We start from the raw sequence: 22,531 nt of genomic DNA, 5'->3' as shown, positions 1-22,531 counted from the left end.
TTTAGTCATAATTACAACAAAAAACCCGGCATTTCTCGTAAAATTTACTTGTTTCAAATTTTTTAGCAAATAAAAATAGGGCTAAAGCTATTCAGCTTAAAGCCCTATTTTCTCTCCTCCCGTTTGTTTTTCTGTTTCAATCCTCCAAGGGTCTGTACGATATCATCGAAGGAAAAAATCGGAGATATGGCACATCAGTTATTACTTCGTATCCGAGTTTTAATTTTACAACATACAACATTGGCACCTCCTGTTTCTGACTTAAAAGAATATTGCGTAAATTTTTAACTTTATTTCAAAAACTCTTATTATCTTTTCCAGCACCTGAATTATGATGCTTGTTTTCCACTGTTTGATTTTTTCCATTAGATTCTCCTTTTGGATTTATTATTAAAAGAACATCCCAATATTATAGGCTAAATATTATTTATTGTAAACAGTAAAAATCTTTAGAAATTTACAGGCAAAGAATATGATTCGGCGTTCTGTGGAAGGCCGGATGGATTATCTTTTTCAAAGATAATTTTTCCGCTCTTCGCACCTTCGGCACTAAAGTTAATGCTTCCTTTAAAAGGCACGAATTCAGTTGTCATCCAGTTTCCATCCAGGGAAACCACATTTCCCTTCCCTAATTCTTTTCCTTTTTCATCCACGATTTTTACAGGAAAAGTTCCTTCAAAATACCAGCCACTGGCCTGGCCAGAAACTATGACTGGACTTGTAATTTTATCATTTGATTTGGGAAAATAAACCCGCAAGGTTTCTGGCTGTTTTTGTTCCGGCTGACTGGAAGAGATTTTCCCACAAGGTTCTTTGGGCATTGGAGCAGAAGGATTGCCATGTTTAACCCATTTATTCTCATTGCAAACCCATCCATCTTCTGGACCGCTAAAAAATCTGACGGCCAGAATGATCAAAAACAATAAGGCAACTGCACCAATAATTATCAGGGATGTTTTTTTCATATGAATATAGGTTTGTAATATTATTTTGCACTTTGGATTTTTTCTGCAAATTTTTTGGCAATTTTGACTAGTTCTTCTCCAGTCACCGCATCATCAATAGCTTTCATTCTGATATATTTGTCATCGCCCAATGACAGAGCAACCAGCCAGATTTTGTTCACATTATTGCGGACCACGAAATTATCCATGCCAATGGAAGAATCATTCGTGTATTTACTGCCGCCCTTTTCATTTGAAATTCTGTCTTTGGCAAAATCTTTAGTGTCATATACAACTACGATTTTTGGTCCGCCCGGTTTCTTGGCTCCGGAATAACTCTTTTCATAGCCATCTTCATACTTAGTGTAATAATAGCAAGTTGGATCAACAAGATCTGATTTTTCGACTTTAGCGATTGATTTTCCCAAGGCGCTTTCCACTATCTCTTTCGGAAAATAATTGCAAATATCCGCAATGCCACCCGCTTTTGCATCTTCTTTGGCGCTAGTTTCACCGCTGTTCGTTTTTGAACCGGAAGAAGTTTCGCTTTTTTGCCCGCAACCCGAAAGAACAAAAACTGCTACTAAAATTAATACTGGTAAAATAAGATTTTTTTTCATATTTTTTACTTATTTAATTATTAGCTAGCTAGTCCAGTTTGAAGCTTGAAATGACCTCGTTAAATTGAAATGCTTTGCTGGCTTCTGCATTGCTGCTCCCTAAATCGCTGGGGACATTCTGCCATGAAGAGTAAGCAAAAACATATTTATCATTTTTTGTAATATATTTGGGAGAAAAATTATCTGATGACGCCATTGGCCAATTCTGCGGAGTATATATAAGAATTCTTAGAGGTATTGCCATATATCCAGAATTTGACCATTTTGGATCCTTAGTCGGCAACTGAATAGCTATTGTTTCTGCAATTCCACCAATAACGTCTTCTTTTTCAGTTTTATAACCCTTCCACGCATCAGTAAAAGTAATTTCAAACCCGTATTCTTTATTTTTATATATACGCCAATCAGCTTGTGCATTTATTGTATCCGTAAATTTAAATGTAGAAATAATCTGGTTAAATATTTTATTTTCATCTGCATCCAGATGGATGCCTACCATATTGAAAAAATTTCCATCGTCAAGCGTTACCCAAAAATTAGAGTACTCTGATCCGTCAAAACCGCTTATTTCTATAAATCTGTATGCAAACCCATTTCCGAATTTTGTCTCTTGAATATCATTATTCTTTATTATTCCGCTTTCCTTATCCCAGCCATATTCTTCGCTTAAAAAATCTCTCACCTGCAATTTTTTCTCATTTTTTATAATTCCAAAATTTATGCTATCCGTGCAGCTGTAATCCCCTCCCTCAATATTGCCACAAGCCTTCTGTTTTTCAGGCTCCAAATTACTGCAAGAAGTTTTTCCATTGTTACAATTTTCTGCAACGCCATCAGATGCAATGTTTGCTTTCCAATCTTTTGGATATTTAAACTCGAATCCATATTCTGCATTTGCATATGTCTGCCAACCTGCAATTTCATCAACCACTATCTGATTTGCAACTGGTTTTACTGATTTATTATTGTTTACTATCGGCTGTTGGCTGATGCTTTTTCCCTGCCACCAGAAAATTGCACCGATAATAATAGCCACGAGCAAAATAATTCCGATTGCAATTTCGCTGGCGATTTTTTTGTTAAGCATATTTTTGTTTTTTAAAATTATGTTTAAATTATATGATTTTTTAGTTTTTTTGAAAAGGAGTCATCCAATGATTTATTTGAGATGCAGGAAGCAGTCACAGGGTTTCTTGCGGAGAATTATTTTCTGCTCCGCAATGGTGTTGATGAAAACTTTTTGTCCGCCTTGTCCGACAGCCAGTTTTTTGTCCAAGGGAGAATGATGATGATAGCCGCGCCGCAAAAATTCCCGGATCAGGGTCTCGTGCCTTTCAAAAAGCGCCTTCTGTTTGCCGACCCATCGGAGCGTTTCCGGATGGCGGGAATATCCGCCTTTTCCGCCGTGCTTGGTCAGAATATTCCAAAGACCATGAAGTTCCCTGTGTTCCGCCAAAAGGTGTTTCCGGCAAAGATGTTTTGGATGTATGTCCCAAACCCGCATAATTAGATAGAATTATTTGCCTAAATTCAGATAAGTTATTGTCAGCTGCAAGACTGTAGCAAAAGAAACCCAGAGAAAATAAGGAACATTAGCATAGACAATCCAGCGATAATGCGGCCAGATAGCGATCAGCGCCCAAATAAGAGTTCCCAAAACCAGCAGAATGTCGCCCGCAGCCAGATAGTTATTTTTGAGTCCGAACTGTAAAGGAGTGAAAGCAAAATTGAAAACCAGATTGAGCGCAAAGGGCAAAGCCACCATCCAAGGCAATTTGCCGGTGAAAGTTTTCAAAAAAACCGTCCCGAATGTGAACGCTATGATGATATATAAAACTGTCCAGACGGGACCGAAAATCCAGCTGGGCGGAGACCAGGATGGCTTTATTAAAGTTGAATACCAATTGTATGCGTTGTTCATATTTTTATTTATTAATTTATTAAGCAGAAACTAAAAGAGCTTTTCTAAAAATTATGGAAACGATAAAAATAGCAATAAAAAATAAAAAACCCATGACACAAGTTGGAAGGCCGAAAAAGTATGCGCTTGGTCCATTCTGCAAAAATAAAGGCAATTCCCCTATCGAAAAATATCCAGAAAAAATTACACCGGCAAATGAAGAAAAGAATAGTGATTTTGACAAAGATTCGACATTCCATTTATTGAAAAACAGAAGCAAAGAAAAAATAAGCAATAAGCAGAACATTATAAATCCGAAATAACAAGCTGGGAATCCCAGAAACAGCGGGCATGTTTCTCCGAAAGCACAGACAGAAGAAAACATTTTAATCCAACTCATATATCCTGAAAATAAAAATCCTGCCACTGAAAAAATTAGAAAGAAAACTTTGAAATTTTTATATTTCATATTTTTATTTATTAATTATTTTTCTATTTTATTTCTGGCGTTCCAATAGGCACAATGGTCGCAATCCGCTCCTGATTTTGGAATCCGATCGCTGTCCAGGCATTTTTTGATTTCAAAAAGCGTTTTTTCCACCCAGGAATCATCGCCCTTATGTTCAATCAAATTAATATCAAACTCTATTTTTTTATCAAAAGCCTGTCGGTCCATTTTACCTGTGCAATAAACAAAATAGCCGGTATCGGAAACTTTCAGGCCATTCTGACGCAAGAGCCACTGATAGATTTCCATTTGGCGCTTGTAGCCATTTTGCCATTCCTTGTCCAGAGCTTTGACTGCTTCATCCTTGGCTGTCGCCTTGTAGTCAACGACAATGTATTCTTCTTTACCATTGATCCACAAATCGTCAATCGCGCCTGTAACCAGAAGTTCGGTCGGTTCATGCAGATATTTCACGCCGCCGAAATTTCTCCGCCACTCATCAAGTTCGGCATGCGACATCGGCCGGGCATCAATGCCATATTCTTTCTGCAGAGGATGCTGCTCATTTTTTACCCGATAGGAATCGAATTCCTGCTTCAAAAGATAGTCCACTGCACTGTTTATGGAAAACGGAAATCCTGGCACTCGTTTCACACCCAGTTTGTTGTCCAGATAAAAACATCTCGGACATTCCAGAAACAAATCGATTTTTGATCGGCTCAATTTCCAATTTTTTCCTCCGTAGTTCCAGGAAGCATCCCTGTTTGGATTATAATATTCAGACATATACCTTAAAAATGAGTAAATAATTAATTATTTATTTATAAACTTATATTTCATTCTGTACTTGGGATGAAAAACAACCTCATAATGATTAAAAAAACCAATATAACCTACTATATTAACCGCATGCTTTTTTTCTGTAAAATCAATTTTTTCTTCATAAATATTTTTATCATTTAAAATACTCATGAGAATCTTGACTCGATAAGCGTAAAATGGAATGAGCCTTTCGCTTTCGAAACCTTTGACCTTTTTCCCTTTTTTCCAATCAATTCCGATTGCTTCAGCTATTTCACTGCTGAAAGAAGAGGAATCAGCACCGGTATCGGCCACAGCTAAAGTCATTATGGACTGCATGGTTTTTGGATTATATAAAATAACCGGTAAATAATAGCAGACATCGAAGTTTCCAATTCTAGTAAAAAGCGGCCGTTTAATTTTTTCCCGATAACATAGAAGGTCTTTTAATTTTTTCGCATAATATACCTTACCTTTATTATCTTTCATCTTATCAAAATCAACTACGGACCACTCACCTAAATGGCTAAGTGCAGTTTTGTTTTTGCCAGTCATAAAAGAAATCTCGTTAAACTTATCTTTATGCTTCATATTTTTTCCCGATTTAATTATTTAATCATTTCTGCACTGCTTTTATTATAGCACCAAATGAAAAAGGCCGCTTTGAATTTGTCATGCGGCCTTTTTGGCGTTTCATTGGAAAATTAACTTACCAGCCCAACGGATCGTGTGCATAAAAAAAAGCGCGCTCTGCTGGCTTTGCGGATTAAAATGCCTGTACTGCACGGTAAACATGCATTCTCTGACGCCAGGTGTAAAAGGTTTTGTCATTCCCACGTAATGGATGAATCGCTCATTGTCCAATAGTCCATTGAATTCCTCGTGCATCATGCCTATTGCCCTCGAATTCATGCTTGTTTCTTTTTTAAACAGCCCCTTTAATCGCATCTGGAACCCCCTTTCATTATCCATTGATAATTGTTTTATTTTTATAAATTATAAAGGAACCAATTAAAATAGCACCGTATTGCCTGCTTGTCAAAATATATGAACAAAAAAATTTGGAATTACTTGGAAAAAGAAAATTCATTGATGATTTTTCCATCCACGGAAATGGTTTTAACCTTAATGTTTCTTCCATTAACTTCCACAATTCCGAAAGCTTGTCCTCTATAAGAGAAATCCGCCCCTGATTTTGGCAATTCATGATCAAAAGAGTCTGTATTGCCAAAATCAAATTGCCAAATACCCTCAACATTTCTGCGACTATGAATATGCTCATGGCCATTGAAAACGGCCGTCACGTTATATTTTTTGAAGATGGCCCAAAGCGCATCCCGGTCTTTCTTATGCTCATCCAGACTTTCACCAATCTTGCTGCTGAGCGGATAGGCCGGGGCATGGAAAAAAATAAATTTATTCTCCTTCCGCGTCGCTGCCAAATCACTTTCCAGCCAATTGCGCTGCTTGGAATCAATCAAATTTTCTTCCGGTTTTTCACTATTGAGAAAAACGAAGTGGGAATTTTTATAGTCGAAAGAATAGACTAATTCAGAATAACCGCTTGGACCATTGGTTGGAAAATTGAAAGAATCCTGAAAAACTTTGTCGGATTTATTTTCATCAGATCTGTCATGATTACCCATAGCCACATATATTTTCCCCGCCAAAGGACCCATAACATTTTTCCAGTTTTTTAATTTTTCCGCGCATTCAGATCCGCAACCGGAAATGATGTCTCCTGTTGAAACCACAAAATCAACGTTTTGCTTTTTTATTTCTGCAACAGCTTTCTGCAATGCTCCGTTTTTATCGTTCACGTTGAATCTTTGCGTGTCTCCGAGTTTTGCAAACGTAAATTTATTTTCTGAATTTTCACTTTTTTCTTCTTCCGGAATAATAACAGGGATTTCCGGCACGACTGTTTCCTGAACCACATTGACCGGCACCTCTTCTTCGGCTGCTTTTTGGACAACATTTTCCTGCTTCGTAATATTTTCTTTTTTTATTATTTCAGTGCGCCCCCAAAAAAAACCAACGGCAAAAATTGCCAGTATCAGTAAAGGCAAAACAATAATAAAAATTTTTTTACTCATATATTAATTTTTAATCGCTTTTATTTTCAAACTTTCCAGCGGCATGCCGGAATATTGTTTTTTGCTGATATCCAAATCTTCCGAAAGTATTTCGACTGCAAAACCGGCATTTTTAATTTTTGAAACATAGTCATCTTTGAGAAGCGCTCCTGCTACACAGCCGGATAAAAGTTCTTTATTATTTTTAATTTCTTCCGGCAATTCCTGAAGCAGAACAATATCGGAAACAAACATTTTTCCTCCGCTTTTTAAAACTCGATAAGCTTCGGCAAAAACTTTATCTTTGTCAGGTGATAAATTAATCACGCAGTTGCTGATAATTATATCCACCGAATTATCTTCCACCGGCAAGCTTTCAATCTCGCCTAGTTTAAATTCAACATTTTCGTATCCATATTTTTCGCTGTTCGCTTTGGCTTTGTCCACCATTTCCGGAACCATATCCACCCCAATCACTTTGCCTGTTTCTTTCACTCTTCTGGCTGCCAGAAAACAATCGAATCCCGCGCCTGATCCCAAATCCAAAACAACATCCCCTTCTTTCATTTCCGCCATAGCCACCGGATTGCCGCAACCCAGTCCCAAATTCGCTTCGGAAAATTTGGCGATATCTTCTTTGGCATAGCCGATTTCTTCGGCAATTCTTTCCTGTTCCTTTTTCGCCCCGCAGCAAGAATACCCGCTGCCCTTGGCGATTTTTGTATAACTCTCTTTTACAATTTTTTTTACTTCATCATTCTGCATAAAATTACTTTAATTTTTGCCTGCCTTGATTATATCACCAAACAAAAACAACCGCGATAGCGGTGTTTTTGTAGAAGGTTGCGCTTTTAGGCCGTCATCTCAGCAAATAATTATGCCGATCAAACGCGTCCGACTCAGTCGCATTTTCCAAGGAGACCTTTATTTTTTCTTTTTTGGCTTTTTATCCGTTTCTGCAACTGTTGTGTCTTTATGTTTTTTCGCATATTCCTCAGAAACATAGAGCCCTGTTTTAGCACTTCTATATCTTTTTTCCATTTTTATCACCTACCTTTCTATAATTAAAAAATTATCCCCTATATCCACATATTGGACATTTTCCTCGTACCGTTGGCTTGTCAGAATTACAGTTTGGGCAAACATATCTTTTAATTCTTCTTGAAGACCTTAATAAAAAACTGCCTGAACTTTTTGCAACTTTCTTTTTTGCTTTTTTCTTCGTCATTTTATTTTCACCTCCTTTTTAGAATAAAAAAATTAAACCAATTTTAATTCTTGTGCCCTAATATATACTGCCTCGCCAGATACTTTAAACAAACTAGACAGCCTTGCTTTCTTTAAAAAAATAGGTTCCTTTACTGTCCTCCATTTCTGAATAAATAATTCCGCTGGCATTAAATATGCAGCTGCAAATCGATTACAAAATCTTTCTTCTCCCCATTTGGAATATATATCCCCATCAGATAATCCATACTTTAAATCTTTATTTCTTATAATATGAGCAATTTCATGACATAAAGTAAATCTTTGCCTAAATTCTGGTTCTTTTGCATTTAACCAAATCTTATAAGTTTGTGTTGCTGGATCAAAATAAACAAGTCCGGAATGACCATTACTAAGATTTGCAGTATAAGATATGCTACCTATTTTTACATCAAAAGCTTCCTCTACCCATTTAACCAGTGAGATTATAGATGATGGAATTTCTTTTGTAATTTTATAAATATCTAAAGCGATATGTTCTGCCTTGATATTAATTATCTCATAATTGTTCATGGAATATATTTTTAAACAAAAAAAAGGAAATTGAAAAATATGTGCTGTCACAAACATACTTTTCAACTTCCTCTTTAAAATCAAACTGGACTTTAAAAATATTAAGTTCTTTTTGGTTTCGATTTGGTATTTGTCAGAATGCCGGACTAATTAATAAAATTCTTTCGTTTTTGTGTTTGGAATTGCGGCAATTTTTCCACTTTCCTTTTTTCTATTATATCACATCTGTAAAATTTGTAAAGTGTTGATACATCACTATTTATCCACAGCACAAATCAGCCTCTTTTTGCTTCAATTGGGTATTAAAATAAACTCTTCTGACTACTTGGATAAACAATTTCCATTGTTTTTAAATCTGGTTTATTTTCAAGCATCGCAATTAAACATTTTCCTATATGATAACCGAGATTGCATGGAACCGCATTTCCTATTTGTTTATATTGTGAGGAAGTTGATCCTTGAAATTTCCAGCTATCTGGAAAAGTTTGTATGCGCGCATATTCTCTAACAGTCAATGGACGTGTTTCTTTAGGATGGCATCTTTCTGTTTGTTTTTGTGCTGGGCTACAAGTAAGTGTTAGACTTGGTTCATCCCATGATAATCTTCTCGCCATACCAGTTTTTCCACCTCCCATATAAAAACTTGCTCCCATATATTCCTTCTGTAATTTTACGGGTAAATCTCTCCAATATCCTCCGGGCGGAATAAGAGACAGTATTTTTTTCTTTTTTTCTGGATATTCTTGCCCTGCTGATTTCGGACAATTTTTTAAGGCTTCTTTTATTGAAATTGTGTAATCTTTTTCTTTTGGAAAAATAAACGGAATTTTCAAATCATTTCTAATGGCAATAATAATAAGTCGCTCTCTTTTTTGAGGAACATCTAAATATTGTGATCGAACAACTCTGTATTGCACTTTATATCCAAGATCCTTCATTATTTTTACCATCGTACTAAGTGTCTTACCATTATCATGCCTGAGCAATCCTCTTACATTTTCACCAACTGCAATTTTTGGTTTAACTTCTTTCACGCATCGCGCAAACTCAAAAAACATCGTTCCTCTTGTGTCTTCAAAACCCATTTTTTTCCCAGCATAACTAAATGTTTGACAAGGGAACCCTCCCTGAACTATGTCCGCTTTAATTCCTTTAAAATCTACGTTCGCAATATCACCACCAATTACATTCCATTTTGGTTTATTGATTTTAAGAGTTTCGACTGCATCTTTATCCCATTCATTAAGCAATACATGATTTAATCCTGCATTTTCAAAACCAATAGCAGTACCACCAGTTCCTGCAAAAAGTTCTATCGTTGTATATTTAGTTTTTTTATTATCTTTAAGTATTTTATAATTATTCGCAGTAAAAGTCCCTGAAACCTTATTGTAAATGCGCTTTATTTCTTCGATATTAAATAGGCGATAATTTAAGTCTGAACGATCAGCCTTAATGAGACCTTTTTTGTCCCATCGTCTTATTGTGTCTGCTGAAACACCCAATTGAATAGCTGCATCAGAAATTGTCATTGTTTGATCCATTTTTTGTTTTCATTATTTGTTATAGTTCTATTATAACAAATAACCCTTGCATTATGCAAGGGTTATTAATTTATAGTTTCTTAGTAAGCTTTTTTGAAAAGAGCTACGAATTCATTAGATTTTACTTTATTTACCTTTTTTCCCAATACATTACTAATTGCAGTTGGAAGAGCTAAATATAATTGCTTTAGAGATTCAGGATAGCCGCTAGCTAAATCATAGAAAGTTTTACCATCAATTATTTTGATTTTTATATTTTTTGGTCTTCTTTTCCCCGTTCGATTATCTGGAGGTGTAAAAGGCTTATTATAAACATTTCGTCCTTTAGGTATAATCTCTACGTAATACGCTTCGTATCCTTTGTAATCTTTTTTAAGTAATTTTTTGAAGTCATCATAAATTGCCGTCTTGTGATTACCTTTCGTTGTATTATATTTATTTTTTACTTCGGCAATTATTTTTTTATTTTTATTAGAAAGATCTGAAACTGAACCAGTTTTTAAATTTTCCCATCCAGACATTGACCCCAATATATTTTGATGAAATTCACCTATAGCATTTTGGAGTGTTTTCTGTGTTTGTCTCGATTTTTCTTGTTTTATCCATTCAGATAATGATATGTTTTGATTTGATGCATCAAATAATGCAGAGAATGGATCTATGACATTACTATAAATTTTTTTTTCAGCATTATTTGTTGCGTTTTTTGCAACATTTAAAACCATTTTTACATGTTTATATAAGTCTTCGTTTTTTATAAATGGTAACAGTTGCTTCTTGGCCATAAATTTATATCAAATTAAATAATTTATTTTTTACTTTTATAATCACCCGTTTTTTAATGTTACTTATAAATTCTATATTCTACCAATTCCATATCTTCTCCATTTTGTTTTTTCTTTATAAATTCTCTTACTACTTTTCCGCCCAGTGATTCTGGGATTTTTCTGCTGGCAATGTTTTCTTTCACAACAGGATACAACAGATATTCGTAGTCTAAATTTTTATCAGCCCACTCCTTAAGTCCCGTAATCGCCTCTCTTCCATATTTGTTTCCATGAGCTGATTTTTTTATCCAAATCCCCAATCCAGGAGTTTTTGTATTCAAATCATGAATTCCTCCCCCGCCTAAAAATTCATTTGTCTCTTTATTGAAAATGCTTATTAAGAAATTTATACCCTTTTCCATTTCATCTATTGAATCTTTGATAAATTTTTCAGTATCTTCTATTTGCTTCGGCGTTGAAGGAAACATGAATTTTGTTACTTCATCAGTAAATGCTGAAAAAATCATATCTTTATATTCCAAAGACACTGGTTTTAATTTAAGCCGTTCGGTTTCAACTTCAACATTAAGTAGGTTTTCTATTGGTCGCTTACTTTCTTTTAATTTTTCAAAATCCATAATTTTGTTACTTAACAATTTAATTTTACTCCCAAAAATTACCTTTGGCAAAAAGAAAAAACCCTTGGAAATCTGCGGAGATCCAAGGGTTTGGAAAACATTTTTTAAAAACTTAAATTAACAGCAATTCCTTGTGGTGCTCGAATAGAAAATCCGGATCACAAGATTTCATTTTTTCAGGAGGAGTTATGCCCCAGGTTACTCCAGCAGTCCTGATACCGGCATTTTTGCCAGCCAAGATGTCCGCATCTGAATCACCTATAATAATCGTTTTGGAAGGATCAGCCTGAAAAGCTTCTGTGATCAGATGAACTCCTTCGGGGTGCGGTTTGACATTCTTTACGTGTTCATGACCTATGATCATCTTAAAAAAATGGGCATTGCCGTTTAGAGATTTAGACACACTGTTTGCAGAACTGCCGGAAAGAACGGCCAACTGATGTTTGGCAGAAAGAGTTCCCAGCACATTTCCCACCCAGGGAAACAGGTGTATTTGAGAATCATAGACTCTGTGAAAAAGTTTGTTTATTTCCGAAGTATCACTTCCCCGACAAATGCCCATGCGCTCCAGGTTTTCCTGCCAGTCAGAATTGAGCCATTTCCTGAAATCCTCAAAGTCCTGAAAAAAATCACTCGGATTTTTGTTGATAAATTTACAAATTTCCAGATAAGCCTCATAAAGAGCTCCCCATGACACTGACCGCAATACTCCGTCACAATCAAAAATTACAAGCATACGAATTCCTCCTCATTGCTATTGCTATTTTTTTTAAAAAACACGTTCGACTGAACGTTACTTCTATATAACAAACTATGAACTTTTTGTAAAGAAAAACCCCGACAAATGCCGGGGCTAGGTGTTATTTTTCTATAAATCCAGTCTCATTCTTTTCATAAAATCCTTAAAACCAAACTTTTTCCACGCGCTTCCGCCAATTTGATTTCGATAGTCTACCGAAAGCTCGATGTTTTTAATTTTTTTATCCTGACACCACTTTAAAAAATCCTCAAACATCAATTTGCCAATCCCCATCCGGCGATATTTCGGAAGAATAAAAGCCGAACTTATCATTCCTATCTTTTTCGGTTTAGCGTAAGAGCGAGGCTTGTCGATCCGGCCTGCCAGAAAACCGACTGGCTTTTCATTTTCTTCAGCAATAAGTATCCGGTATTTTCTTGTTGAGATGACATTTTTTAGATGTTTTTTGTAGTCTTTTTTAGTTTCTTTGCCCAAGCGGTAATATTTATCAAGTTTGGCATGATAATCAAACAAGCGTGCATTCATTTCCACCAGCTTTTCGATATCCTTTTTATTAGCTTTTCTTATCTTCATAATTTTGTTACTGAAGATGTTACTTAATACTTTTATTCTACTTTAAACAAGGCACTAATTTAAGTCTATTTCTTTTCCGTCTAAAACCAACGATTTTATTACAGCGTTTCCAAATTTATCAATTGCTATTTTAGCGTAAATATTGCCTATATTCTTTTCTATTTCTCTGCCCTTACCCTCTGGCACGAAATAGCTTTCAATACCATATTCTATGTTCAGTTTGTTTCCAAAAACGTTCTTGACCGTACCTTTCATAAAATAGCTGTCTTCTGGGATTTGTTTGCTTATGCTCTTAGCTTTTGCAATCTTATCGCTACCAATATCCAGCAGCACATAGACACTGTCACCAACTTTAAAAGCTGAAGCATTAGGCAAAAACGTATTTTCATTTATTGTGCTGACTTCATATCGTAAAACGACATAATCACCCCTGAATAAATCTCTTGGGTCAACAGGCAGCGTTTTCAGCAACACTTCAGTTCCTGTTCTTAAGGTAAACTCCTTAATGCCTATGAATCCGGCAATCAGCACTATCCAGAAAACACCGATTATCAAAAAAATGTTTTTTTTATTCATAAGCTTTCCTGGTTAATTTGGACAAAACTTTCTTTGAGCTGTTTCCTCTTTTTTTCAAGCGCTATTCCGCCCAACACTAAAATTAGTCCTCCGATTATAAAGAATATCGATCTGTCCAATAAATCCCAGAAAAAATCAAAATATTTCGCGAAGATAAAAACAGACATCCAAAAAATTCCGACATTAACAATTTTAATATCTGATTTATTGTAACCGATGAAAATGAAGAACAATGCCAGTAAGCCAAAAATTAAATTATATATCAAGGTATATATGATTGACTCGGATGGAAAGAAAAAGAAAAACAATGTAAACCCGACCAGCCCTAGTGACACATAGCTTTCAAGCTCGTTGGTTTCTGATTCAGAAGGATTAAAAAATAAATTCACCACAAGGCCTATGATTGCCAACACTGAAAATAGGACAACGCCTATAGCCAATTGAGTGGACATATCTCCGGCTCCCGCTGAATATGCATGAATATGTTCTTTATATTCTTTGGAAAAAAATTCAAAAGTTAGAAGAAAAAGCGAAATCATGGCCACCTCGAGACCTGCCAACCTAAAGACTCTTGCCACTTTCTGCAAGTCTGGCTTGAAATAGTGCAATCCCCCAAGACTGAGGAGCAATGCGCCTGATGTTAAATAAATGACAGGCAGTGAATGAAACATGAATGTGCTTGGATCGCCATTTCTAAAAATAAAAAATCCGATCCAAGTCAGGAGGAGCATTGCTGATAGTGCGGCAATTGATTCCGAGTTAAAAGCATACACTAGCGGAAGCACGCCTATTAGCCATATCAAAAGTAAAACATGGTTGTTTGCATTAATATTATACATCTGTGCAATCAAAAATATGCTTGCTCCAAAAAGAAGTGCCCCGAGAAAAAATAAGGCTGCTCCAACTTTTGGCAAATTTTGTTTATCATATTTAAACAAATATCCCAAGTAATATGTCCCCAAGGTACTGCCCACTAAAATTAAAATTTTAAAAAAATCATTGATGACACTCCAATTTGAAGCAACAAAAAGAATTGCCCCGATGCCAAGCAACACTGATCCGATTGTGGAAACAGCAACGATAAATTTATTGGAGCGCTCCTCTTTATTGTCCTGACTTACATCATAGAACATCTGCTGGGCTTGCTCCTGTGTTATGATTCCAGATTCAAGCCACCTGTTGATTTGGTCTTCCATTTTCATATTTTTGATTTTTAGATTTATGTTTTTATTTTACTCCCCTTCCCCCTCTTCTTCAAGCCACAAAAAAACAGGGACTCCTTATTCAAGAAGTCCCCACACGCAGTTGCGTTTTTCATTCACTTTTTCATCGCCTGTTTTACTCTTTCAAACCAGGCATCTATTTCTCTGCCCAAAAAGCGGAAAGGGCAATCCATGTGTCCGGTATATTCCACCTCAATTTCCCTCGGCCTGGTTTCCCCGATTGTCTGCAACCGCGTCGTATTGAGCGTGGCATATTTTTTGCCTGGTCTTTGAAACTTTTTCCGGAACTGCTTATCAGCTGATATCGGCACTTCTCCCCCATCAATCATGACATTAACTATCAGCTCTTCTTTTCTTGTGTTCGGAATTGTTATTAATTCCGTTGACGTCACCTCAAACCTTCTTGTAACTCTTGGCATTCTATATCGCTTCATTTTTCTTCCTCCTTATAATCAAATGCTTTTTGTTTCAAAATACAATATATTGCATCAGAGACAGATTGTCAATTCTAAAAACCTGACTTCTGTGCGCATTAAAAAGACGAGGCTATCACTTTTGTGATAGCCTCTTTTGGAGATCATCTCCTGAATTTGTCATTCTTCTTTTGGATACTGAGCTGAAGTTCATAAAGATCTTCCATCGTCCATTTTCCATGCTTTTTACCATTTTTTGAAAAAATGATTCGCATGTAATGAATAGCTTCCTTGGGAGTAAGATTTCCAAAAAACGTATGCCAAGCTATGTGGTATCTTTCGGGAAGTTTTACTGTATTATTCCTCCTTTCTCCTCCTCCTCTGGAACGTGGGATAATATGATGCTTGGTTGTTCTTCTTCCGTTTGCATTTTCATTATTATCATAATCATAATAATCTTTTTTCTTTTTCATTCATGCCTCCTGAAAAATAAAGTTCCTCCCTTATGATTTGAAACAACTATTGAAAGAACTTCCCTTGCTCCTCTTTCTTGCTTTTATTTTATCCCTATCTTTATTTATATTCAAGCCACAAAAAAAGGGAGCCTCTTATTCAAGAAACCCCCTAAGCCTTAATTGCAAAGGCGCTATGACTAACGCCTTATAGGTTGAGCATTGAGCCGGATCAACGCCCGAACCACAATTTGGGCATAGTTCTCACGAACTTTGTAGTCGCGGATCCGCCAAAGATCCTTTTCATTCTTGAAATTTCCTAATTCAATTAAAACTTTCTGTTTTATGCGATTAGTATCTCCAAGAACATAAATACGCTTTATTCCATGTGCCTTATCGCCATTTTTCACGACGGGTTTTCCGATATTGCTAACCCGGCGCTCATTTTCCAGTTCATCCTCCAACAAACTACTTAGATCATTGGCACTCTTTCCAGTTATTATCCGCGCCGATTCCAACGTTTTTTGCCCTAAAACATCAAAATGCACAGAAATAAATACTACCCGGCGCATACCAAATTTTCTGAGCGCATTATTGGCAACTGCGACTCTGTGGTAAAGACCATTAGGACCAGCTTTGACTAGTGTATTGTCCCAAGTAAAAACTGCCCTCCCATTTTCGCGTATAACCTCGTTCGGCTTATTAGCAATCGGACTAGACCAAGAACCATTCCTGGTTGTTTTGATTACTAAGGCCCCTTTCTTCTTCAGGATCTTTTCCAGACGTAAAGCTACATCGTAGCAATAAGCGCTTTCGGTTATTCGATGTTTTTTTCCATCTTTGTTAAAAAAACCAAGCGCACCCGGATCTTGCCCCCCATGTCCCGGATCAATCACGACTACCATTCCGGCCAGTTCATTGCTGGCTAAAACTGGATTGGCATACGCAAAAAGAACCATAAGGGAAAGCAACAAACTACACGTAATTTTTCTCAATTTTTCACCTCCTTTAAATTTATAAAATACAGCCTTACAGGATAGCATGGAATTAATCCCGTGTCAATAACCAATTGGGCAGTATTGACTACAACTCAATTTTGTGCTATAGTGCTTTGTTAAAACAAAAATAAGAAGTTCTTATAAAATTAAAGGAGGGAGATAAAAAGCAATGTGGGATCCATATAGCAATTTCGAGAAAATAATTTTGCCGAATGGATTAAGTCTGTTTGCTTCACAGGTAGACAGGGATTTCGAAATTTTTGGCTTCATAATCCATGCCGGCGCCCGTGAGGACATTTTCGAAAAAAGCGGTATTGCTCATTTTGTCGAGCACTGCGTCAGTGAAAATGTTTCCGGTTGGAAAAAAGAAGAAATTGAATTACATTTTCAAAAACAAGGAGGTTTTGCCGATCTAGGCAGTACTGATTATCTGAAAACATATTATACATGCAAATGCCAGGCTGTTCCCAAAAGAATACGCGAGACTTTGCAAATTTTCGGAGAAATGCTGCTTAACGCGAAGCTTTCGAAAAACATTGAGTTGGAAAGAGATATTATTATTCAAGAATATTATCTCTGCCATCCTTATGAGGCTCTGCGCGACATTGATCTTTTTGTGCAAAAATGTGTTTTCCCCAATCATCGCCTGGCCAATTTCCTGAGACCGCTCGGAGATCTTGATGGAATCAGGAACATAACTAAAAAAAATCTGCAAAGATTTTTCGATCGTTTCTATGTTCCGGCCAATATGAGCCTTGTGGCTATTGGAAAAATGCCTCCGCAAGTTATTGCCGATTTTTTAATGAAGAGCCCCTTTGGTCAGTCAAAGCCGGGCCGAAGAAATTTTTCACCGGAACCGTGCGTTCCTGATTACTCAGCCATGACAAGGTTTGATATCAAAATGTCGATGTTGTTCGGCAAGGAAAACGCTATGCAGCACGGAACCTACAAATCCTATGTGGCTTTGCCCGGAGGAATAAGCTTGGAAAAGATGCACTTTTTCAAAAATCTTCTTGGAAAAATGCTTTTTCAGGAAATTCGTGAGAAAAGAGGGTGGTCGTATGAAATAGGCACTGGTTATGATAGTTTTCAGGATTTGTACAAGTTTGAAATAGAGATTCCCTTGAAAACAGACTTTCTGCCCCATATAGAAAAATTGGTTGACTCATGCATCAAAAAGACTCCCGGCAACAAAAAATTGTTCAAACAGGTGAAGGAATTAGCTATCAATGATCCGCTGCTCATTGATAGTTCATATTCGAAAATTTGCCAAAACTCAATGAGTGACATCGGCCATTTTTCACGGATTATTCCGATGAGTGAAACGATCAGGGAAAGGAAAAAAATCAGCACGAATGATGTCGAAGAAGTTCTTTCATTTCTGGCACCAGATAAGCGATTAACGGTCATTGCTTATCCGTAAAGGACAACGCCCGGCCGGTATAACATTATACCGCGTCCGGGTGTTTTTTTATTATAAATATTTTATTTTTAAAAATTTTAAATCATTCAAGCCACAAAAAAAGCCGGCTTATGTTTTACGGGCCGGCTATGAGTTACGAGGCGGATAAAAAATATTAGGTTATTTTCCCACAAACCTGGCGATGTTGCTGACGCAACTGCCATTGTTCGCGAACCAGATGATGCTGTTGTTTTTGCTGTGATCTGGTTGGCCCGCAATGACATGCCCACTGGTTACTATTTTGTACCCCAGCTTGATCGCAGTCCTGGCAGTATCCCTTACGCAAAAATCCGCGTTTATCCCCATTATAAATATTTTTTTAATATTTAAATATTTCAGGGATGAATCAAGGTTTGTCAGGTAAAAGCCATCGTCGAAATCCTTTTCGATTACCCATTTGGATGGATTTTTGGAAATTTCATCCATGAGGATTTTGATGGTCTTCCCGAATTCCTTGACTCTCAATTCCAGGACAACTACCGGGATGCTGAGTTCGCGGCACCGCTTGAGGATTGCCAGCTGGTTGGGAATTATACGGTCAGCTTCTCCTCTTCTCAAATGCTTAACAAAATCCTCCTGCATATCAACCAACATGACAGCGATATTTTCTTCCAAAAGATTAAACGCCTTTTCTCTGCCCTTCCGTCTGGGACTGCCAACAACTTCCATTTTCTACCTCCTAGAAAACAATGCCTGTTTGTTTTTGTCCAATATTTTCTCCCTGATTTTCATCAAAGAACAACGGTCAATGATAGCACGTCGCCCCGGATTTGTCAATAAAAAAACTGCCGTTAAAAATTTTTTCCGACCGGCAGTTTTTAGGTTTGTTTTTCTTCCAAGGGAAGAAATTTGTATGTTTCGGGACCTATTTTTTTCATCCGCTGGATAATAGTTTCTTTTCCTTTCATTATGAAATAAATCTCGCAATCTATATCCAGCCCGTTCACTGCTATAAAGCCGCCGATGTCTCCCAGGCTTCCGGGAAATACGTAGGCGTCATAAACAGTGACTTCCTCCCACTCCCCGTTTTTCTTCAGGAATTTTCCTTCAGAATTTTTTATTGCAAATCCTTTTGCCACTGTTCCATCGCCTCCTTTCCCCAAGCGGCATCTTTAAACAACACCTTAAGATGGCATATTTTTGAGAAAATGTCAATGCCAATCCTCTTTTGAAAAAGAAGCGAATGCTGGTACAATTAAAGCATGCCATCAAAAAACAGTTTTCAATCTTTTTCCGAATTAATGAACAAGAGAGCAGCCAAAAAGCCGCCAGCTTTTGAGTGGCAGGACCTGGCTCTAAGAGTTATCAAGGAACTAGGCATCCCCGGCAACAAGCGGAGTTCTGTTTTTCAGATATGCAAAAAATACAAAAAAACAATTGTAGAAAAAGCCATGAGTGACACCAAAGAACTCTGCAAGACAGGTGAAAAATGGCGCTATTTCTTCAAGGTTATAAATGAGAAATTAAAAAAATAGCTTAGATAAAAATTGACTATTTTATTGTTTTTGTTATGCTGATCCAATGCTAATTTGAGCATTAAATGTTCTTAAATAATACAACAAACGGGAGGTAAATATGGAAAAGATAAAGTTATATCTTATTCAGGGTTTATTTTTTTCATTTGATTGCAGTTTTTCATTTAAAAATGATTTTTCAGATCAAATGTGTATCGTTGTCCGGGAAGGCATATTCCCATTTATGTTCGCTGGTATGTTTTTTCCTGGCCCTAAAGGAAATTTAATCGGAGGAATGTCAGATCATTATGGAGAATCTACTCTTGATAAAGTAGTCCTCTCCAAAGATAAATTATCTTTTACAAAGAAATACGAACACCGGGATGATCTGATTGATTATTCTTTCAAGCGCAAAGGTAATTTATGGGTCGGAAAGTATTCAGGCATCAAAACTGGCGATGGCAGTTCAAATTGCATGATCACCAAAGCGCCGGAGTCACTTTTTCTGCCCAAAAAAAAGTAGTGTTGTTGTTTTTCAATCCTCATGCGGTAAATCATATCGCATGAGGATTTTTTATCTCAAAATAGGCATAACTATGTACAAAAATCGTTTATTTATGATAATATTAAAACAATTATGAATTTAGAAATCAAAAAATATCCGGATCCTATTTTGCTGAAAAAAGCGGAAAAAATAAAGGACCCTATGGACGAAAAAATCCAAAGGCTCATTTTTGACATGACGGAAACATTGCATTCCAACAATAACGGGATCGGACTGGCAGCTCCGCAGGTTGGAATAGGTTTGCGTTTGTGCATAATCGAACTGGAAGGCACGCGCTATGTGCTTATCAATCCAAAAATCACAGCTAAATCAAAAAATAAGGAAACTTGCGAGGAAGGATGCTTGAGCTTTCCGGGAGAGTTTTATCCCGTTGCGCGATTTCATGAAGTTCAGGTCAGATATGATGATGAGAGCGGAAAGTCTAAAAAAATAAAAGCCCGCGGCTTGCTGGCGAGAGCTTTCCAGCACGAAATAGATCATCTTGACGGAATAGTTTTTATAAACAGGATTAAAAAATCTTCAAAAAAATGCCCAATAAAAAAGGAGACAAAGTAAAACCACATTCAAAAGAAGCAAATCTTTCAGTGGTTTTTATGGGAACTTCTGAATTATCGGCTGCCATACTTGAATCTCTGATAAAAAAATATCATGTTATTGGCGTCTTCACTAAACCTGACACTAAAGTCGGACGCCAGCATGAAGAAGCTTCTCCTCTTGTAAAAAAATTGGCAGAAATCCATAAGATTCCTGTTTTTCAGCCAGATAAATTTAATGATGAAGCAATAAGGAAACTTAGAGAATTGAATCCGGAAATGACGGTTGTTGCCGCTTATGGAAAAATTATTCCTGAGTCAGCTTTGGACATACCCAAGTTTGGTTTTATAAATGTGCATGCTTCTCTGCTTCCAAAATATCGTGGACCTTCGCCTGTTCAGAACTCCCTCATTAACGGAGAAACAGAAACGGGCGTTACTATCATGCTGATGGATAAGGGAGTTGATACCGGAGACATCCTGGCACAGGAAAAAATAGCCATATCTCCTGACGACAACACAAAAACTTTAATGGAAAAATTTTCGCTTTTAGGATCGGATTTGCTTCTGAAAACAATTCCTCAGTGGACAAAAGGAAAAATCAAACAGCAGCCTCAGGACAACAAAAATGCAACTTCCTGTCAACTCATTGAACGCGAAGATGGACATGTAAATTGGAATGGGAATGCCAAATCTATTTATAACCGTTATCGCGCGCTTACTCCCTGGCCAGGAATTTTTTCTTATTGGAAAACTGATTCAAAAACTGTCCGCATAAAACTAATCTCCATTTCTCTTCAGGAAAAGAATGCTTTGGAAAAATACAGGGAGGGAGAAGTTTTCAGAATTGGCAACGATATCGCTGTACAGGCTGCCAGCGGAATTATTCTTATCAAAGAAATCCAGCAGGAAGGAAAGAAAAAGATGAAGACCCAGGAATTTGCAAATGGAAAACCCGGTTTTATAGGAAGCATACTTCAATAAAACCCCCACACCAATCTGGTACTTTAGCAGATGAATTTTATTAAAATGTATTGCGTTAATTTTTTTAAATAAATAACTGATAGGGATATTTTTTGTGCTTATGGCACTGTGCCGAATTGGTGTGGGGGTAAAATTTATGTGCTATAATATACACAGTGATTTTTAATGTTTTTCTATGATCAACGAAAAAAAAGAAAAAATTGTCATAACTTTAGGTTTCTTTCTGATTCTTATTGTCATACTTATTACTTTGTTCCGCAGCAATTTATTTGAAAACAAAGACTCTTCAAATGATTTGAATTTAAGCGGACAAAGCTATTCCAAACCTGACTATCCGACAATTAATGTCAAAGACTTGAACAAAAAAATGCTTCTCTCTAAAGAAGATACTCCCCTTGTATTGCTCGACGTAAGATCTTTTGATTCTTATGCCAGGGAGCATATCGTAGATTCCATAAACATCACTCCCGATGAGTTTCCTTTGAATTCAAAAATTGATTTGCACAAGCAGGTTATTGTCATCGGTGCCGAAGAAAATGACGAAAACATCAAAAAGACGGTTGACGAACTGAAAAAAGAAAATTTCAAAGATTATTTGGTTTTACTTGGAGGTATGCTTTTATGGAAACAGACCGGAGGAACAACAGTAACCTACGGCGACCCGACCTCATTCGTAGATCAATCTAAGGTTTATTATGTTGAGCCAGAAAAATTAAATGAGGCTCTCAAGCAGAATGTTCCTATGTTCATTATCGATGTAAGGACGGCTGAGGAATATTCTAAAGGGCATATTCCCGGAGCAATAAACATCCCCTCTGATGATCTGGAAAAAAGACGCCGGGAAATTAAAGAGAAAAGGGTTGTGGTTGTCGGAATAAGCGAACTTCATGAATTTCAATCATCCGTAAAGATGTATGACATGCTTTTGGTTTCTCCTTTTGTCCTGAAAGGTGCAATGCCGAAATGGGAAGAAAAAGGATACCCTATAACTAAATAAATCTTTTTAAATTTAGAACAAAGAA

General features: G+C 36.6%; 30 protein-coding genes. 7 read left to right on the top strand and 23 right to left on the bottom strand.

Annotated elements, in window-relative coordinates; genetic code table 11:
• Positions 1-449 precede the first annotated feature (449 nt).
• The 5 genes from PLR68_00745 to PLR68_00725 form a co-directional block, all read right to left on the bottom strand.
• The gene (locus tag PLR68_00745) at positions 450-965 is read right to left on the bottom strand and encodes a Gmad2 immunoglobulin-like domain-containing protein (protein ID HOW60271.1); all 516 of its coding nucleotides are present in this window, start codon (positions 963-965) and stop codon (positions 450-452) included.
• Between the two features lie 20 nt (positions 966-985).
• Positions 986-1,564: a lipoprotein gene (locus PLR68_00740; protein HOW60270.1), complete on the bottom strand. Its 579-nt coding sequence runs from the start codon at positions 1,562-1,564 to the stop codon at positions 986-988.
• A 28-nt stretch (positions 1,565-1,592) separates the two neighbouring features.
• Positions 1,593-2,651: a hypothetical protein gene (locus PLR68_00735; protein ID HOW60269.1), complete on the bottom strand. Its 1,059-nt coding sequence runs from the start codon at positions 2,649-2,651 to the stop codon at positions 1,593-1,595.
• Positions 2,652-2,723: 72 nt separating this feature from the next.
• Entirely contained in the window at positions 2,724-3,068 is a 345-nt protein-coding gene (locus PLR68_00730; GenBank protein ID HOW60268.1) for a pyrimidine dimer DNA glycosylase/endonuclease V, read from the bottom strand.
• A 12-nt stretch (positions 3,069-3,080) separates the two neighbouring features.
• Positions 3,081-3,485 carry a tryptophan-rich sensory protein gene (locus tag PLR68_00725; GenBank protein ID HOW60267.1) on the bottom strand — a complete coding sequence of 135 codons (405 nt, stop codon included), beginning with the start codon at positions 3,483-3,485 and terminating at the stop codon, positions 3,081-3,083.
• Between the two features lie 53 nt (positions 3,486-3,538).
• On the opposite strand from PLR68_00725, the gene PLR68_00720 reads away from it, so the two are divergent.
• Positions 3,539-3,787 carry a hypothetical protein gene (locus tag PLR68_00720; protein ID HOW60266.1) on the top strand — a complete coding sequence of 83 codons (249 nt, stop codon included), beginning with the start codon at positions 3,539-3,541 and terminating at the stop codon, positions 3,785-3,787.
• Between the two features lie 161 nt (positions 3,788-3,948).
• Here the strand turns inward: PLR68_00720 and PLR68_00715 are convergent, their stop codons facing one another.
• The 16 genes from PLR68_00715 to PLR68_00640 all read right to left on the bottom strand — a co-directional run bounded on the left by PLR68_00715 (position 3,949) and on the right by PLR68_00640 (position 16,508).
• Positions 3,949-4,698 carry a PD-(D/E)XK nuclease family protein gene (locus PLR68_00715; GenBank protein ID HOW60265.1) on the bottom strand — a complete coding sequence of 250 codons (750 nt, stop codon included), beginning with the start codon at positions 4,696-4,698 and terminating at the stop codon, positions 3,949-3,951.
• Between the two features lie 27 nt (positions 4,699-4,725).
• Positions 4,726-5,304, bottom strand: coding sequence for a hypothetical protein (locus PLR68_00710; GenBank protein ID HOW60264.1), 579 nt, complete (start codon positions 5,302-5,304; stop codon positions 4,726-4,728).
• Between the two features lie 476 nt (positions 5,305-5,780).
• Positions 5,781-6,809 carry a metallophosphoesterase gene (locus PLR68_00705; protein HOW60263.1) on the bottom strand — a complete coding sequence of 343 codons (1,029 nt, stop codon included), beginning with the start codon at positions 6,807-6,809 and terminating at the stop codon, positions 5,781-5,783.
• 3 nt (positions 6,810-6,812) lie between these two features.
• Positions 6,813-7,553, bottom strand: coding sequence for an arsenite methyltransferase (gene arsM, locus PLR68_00700; GenBank protein ID HOW60262.1), 741 nt, complete (start codon positions 7,551-7,553; stop codon positions 6,813-6,815).
• Positions 7,554-7,712: 159 nt separating this feature from the next.
• Positions 7,713-7,829 (bottom strand): multidrug transporter, encoded by a 117-nt coding sequence (locus PLR68_00695; protein HOW60261.1) that lies wholly within the window; start codon positions 7,827-7,829, stop codon positions 7,713-7,715.
• Between the two features lie 219 nt (positions 7,830-8,048).
• A complete protein-coding gene (locus PLR68_00690; protein ID HOW60260.1) occupies positions 8,049-8,624 on the bottom strand; it encodes an ImmA/IrrE family metallo-endopeptidase in 576 nt (191 codons plus the stop codon).
• 245 nt (positions 8,625-8,869) lie between these two features.
• Positions 8,870-10,111, bottom strand: coding sequence for a DNA (cytosine-5-)-methyltransferase (dcm, locus tag PLR68_00685; protein HOW60259.1), 1,242 nt, complete (start codon positions 10,109-10,111; stop codon positions 8,870-8,872).
• An 80-nt stretch (positions 10,112-10,191) separates the two neighbouring features.
• Positions 10,192-10,896: an Eco47II family restriction endonuclease gene (locus tag PLR68_00680; GenBank protein HOW60258.1), complete on the bottom strand. Its 705-nt coding sequence runs from the start codon at positions 10,894-10,896 to the stop codon at positions 10,192-10,194.
• Positions 10,897-10,955: 59 nt separating this feature from the next.
• Complete coding sequence (locus PLR68_00675) at positions 10,956-11,516, bottom strand: GNAT family N-acetyltransferase (GenBank protein HOW60257.1); 561 nt, start codon at positions 11,514-11,516, stop codon at positions 10,956-10,958.
• Between the two features lie 112 nt (positions 11,517-11,628).
• Positions 11,629-12,252, bottom strand: a complete 624-nt coding sequence (locus PLR68_00670; protein ID HOW60256.1) for an HAD family hydrolase — start codon at positions 12,250-12,252, stop codon at positions 11,629-11,631.
• Between the two features lie 132 nt (positions 12,253-12,384).
• On the bottom strand, positions 12,385-12,849 hold the full coding sequence (locus tag PLR68_00665; protein HOW60255.1) for a GNAT family N-acetyltransferase: 465 nt from the start codon (positions 12,847-12,849) through the stop codon (positions 12,385-12,387).
• Positions 12,850-12,903: 54 nt separating this feature from the next.
• The gene (locus PLR68_00660; GenBank protein ID HOW60254.1) at positions 12,904-13,425 is read right to left on the bottom strand and encodes a GDYXXLXY domain-containing protein; all 522 of its coding nucleotides are present in this window, start codon (positions 13,423-13,425) and stop codon (positions 12,904-12,906) included.
• Positions 13,422-14,627 (bottom strand): DUF2157 domain-containing protein, encoded by a 1,206-nt coding sequence (locus PLR68_00655; protein ID HOW60253.1) that lies wholly within the window; start codon positions 14,625-14,627, stop codon positions 13,422-13,424. Before PLR68_00655 ends, PLR68_00660 begins: the two co-directional genes overlap by 4 nt.
• A 116-nt stretch (positions 14,628-14,743) precedes the next feature.
• Entirely contained in the window at positions 14,744-15,082 is a 339-nt protein-coding gene (locus PLR68_00650; protein HOW60252.1) for a hypothetical protein, read from the bottom strand.
• Between the two features lie 143 nt (positions 15,083-15,225).
• Positions 15,226-15,534 (bottom strand): hypothetical protein, encoded by a 309-nt coding sequence (locus PLR68_00645; GenBank protein ID HOW60251.1) that lies wholly within the window; start codon positions 15,532-15,534, stop codon positions 15,226-15,228.
• 179 nt (positions 15,535-15,713) lie between these two features.
• Entirely contained in the window at positions 15,714-16,508 is a 795-nt protein-coding gene (locus PLR68_00640) for an N-acetylmuramoyl-L-alanine amidase (protein HOW60250.1), read from the bottom strand.
• Between the two features lie 172 nt (positions 16,509-16,680).
• On the opposite strand from PLR68_00640, the gene PLR68_00635 reads away from it, so the two are divergent.
• Positions 16,681-17,934 carry an insulinase family protein gene (locus PLR68_00635; protein ID HOW60249.1) on the top strand — a complete coding sequence of 418 codons (1,254 nt, stop codon included), beginning with the start codon at positions 16,681-16,683 and terminating at the stop codon, positions 17,932-17,934.
• Positions 17,935-18,093: 159 nt separating this feature from the next.
• Here the strand turns inward: PLR68_00635 and PLR68_00630 are convergent, their stop codons facing one another.
• Together PLR68_00630 and PLR68_00625 are read right to left on the bottom strand one after the other, a co-directional pair.
• Positions 18,094-18,642 (bottom strand): isochorismatase family cysteine hydrolase, encoded by a 549-nt coding sequence (locus tag PLR68_00630; GenBank protein ID HOW60248.1) that lies wholly within the window; start codon positions 18,640-18,642, stop codon positions 18,094-18,096.
• Positions 18,643-18,791: 149 nt separating this feature from the next.
• Positions 18,792-19,076, bottom strand: a complete 285-nt coding sequence (locus PLR68_00625; protein HOW60247.1) for a hypothetical protein — start codon at positions 19,074-19,076, stop codon at positions 18,792-18,794.
• A 99-nt stretch (positions 19,077-19,175) separates the two neighbouring features.
• On the opposite strand from PLR68_00625, the gene PLR68_00620 reads away from it, so the two are divergent.
• The 5 genes from PLR68_00620 (at position 19,176) to PLR68_00600 (ending at position 22,506) form a co-directional block, all read left to right on the top strand.
• Positions 19,176-19,448, top strand: coding sequence for a hypothetical protein (locus PLR68_00620; protein HOW60246.1), 273 nt, complete (start codon positions 19,176-19,178; stop codon positions 19,446-19,448).
• Between the two features lie 100 nt (positions 19,449-19,548).
• Complete coding sequence (locus PLR68_00615) at positions 19,549-19,950, top strand: hypothetical protein (protein ID HOW60245.1); 402 nt, start codon at positions 19,549-19,551, stop codon at positions 19,948-19,950.
• A 114-nt stretch (positions 19,951-20,064) separates the two neighbouring features.
• On the top strand, positions 20,065-20,547 hold the full coding sequence (gene def, locus PLR68_00610) for a peptide deformylase (protein ID HOW60244.1): 483 nt from the start codon (positions 20,065-20,067) through the stop codon (positions 20,545-20,547).
• Complete coding sequence (gene fmt / locus PLR68_00605; protein HOW60243.1) at positions 20,520-21,509, top strand: methionyl-tRNA formyltransferase; 990 nt, start codon at positions 20,520-20,522, stop codon at positions 21,507-21,509. Before def ends, fmt begins: the two co-directional genes overlap by 28 nt.
• Positions 21,510-21,684: 175 nt before the next feature.
• On the top strand, positions 21,685-22,506 hold the full coding sequence (locus tag PLR68_00600; protein HOW60242.1) for a rhodanese-like domain-containing protein: 822 nt from the start codon (positions 21,685-21,687) through the stop codon (positions 22,504-22,506).
• Positions 22,507-22,531: the final 25 nt, after the last annotated feature.

This window comes from Candidatus Moraniibacteriota bacterium (genome assembly GCA_035390125.1).
In the GTDB taxonomy this organism is placed as follows: Bacteria; Patescibacteriota; Minisyncoccia; order Moranbacterales; family GWC2-37-73; genus DAOOTD01.
This window is presented reverse-complemented; position numbering and strand designations above follow the sequence as displayed.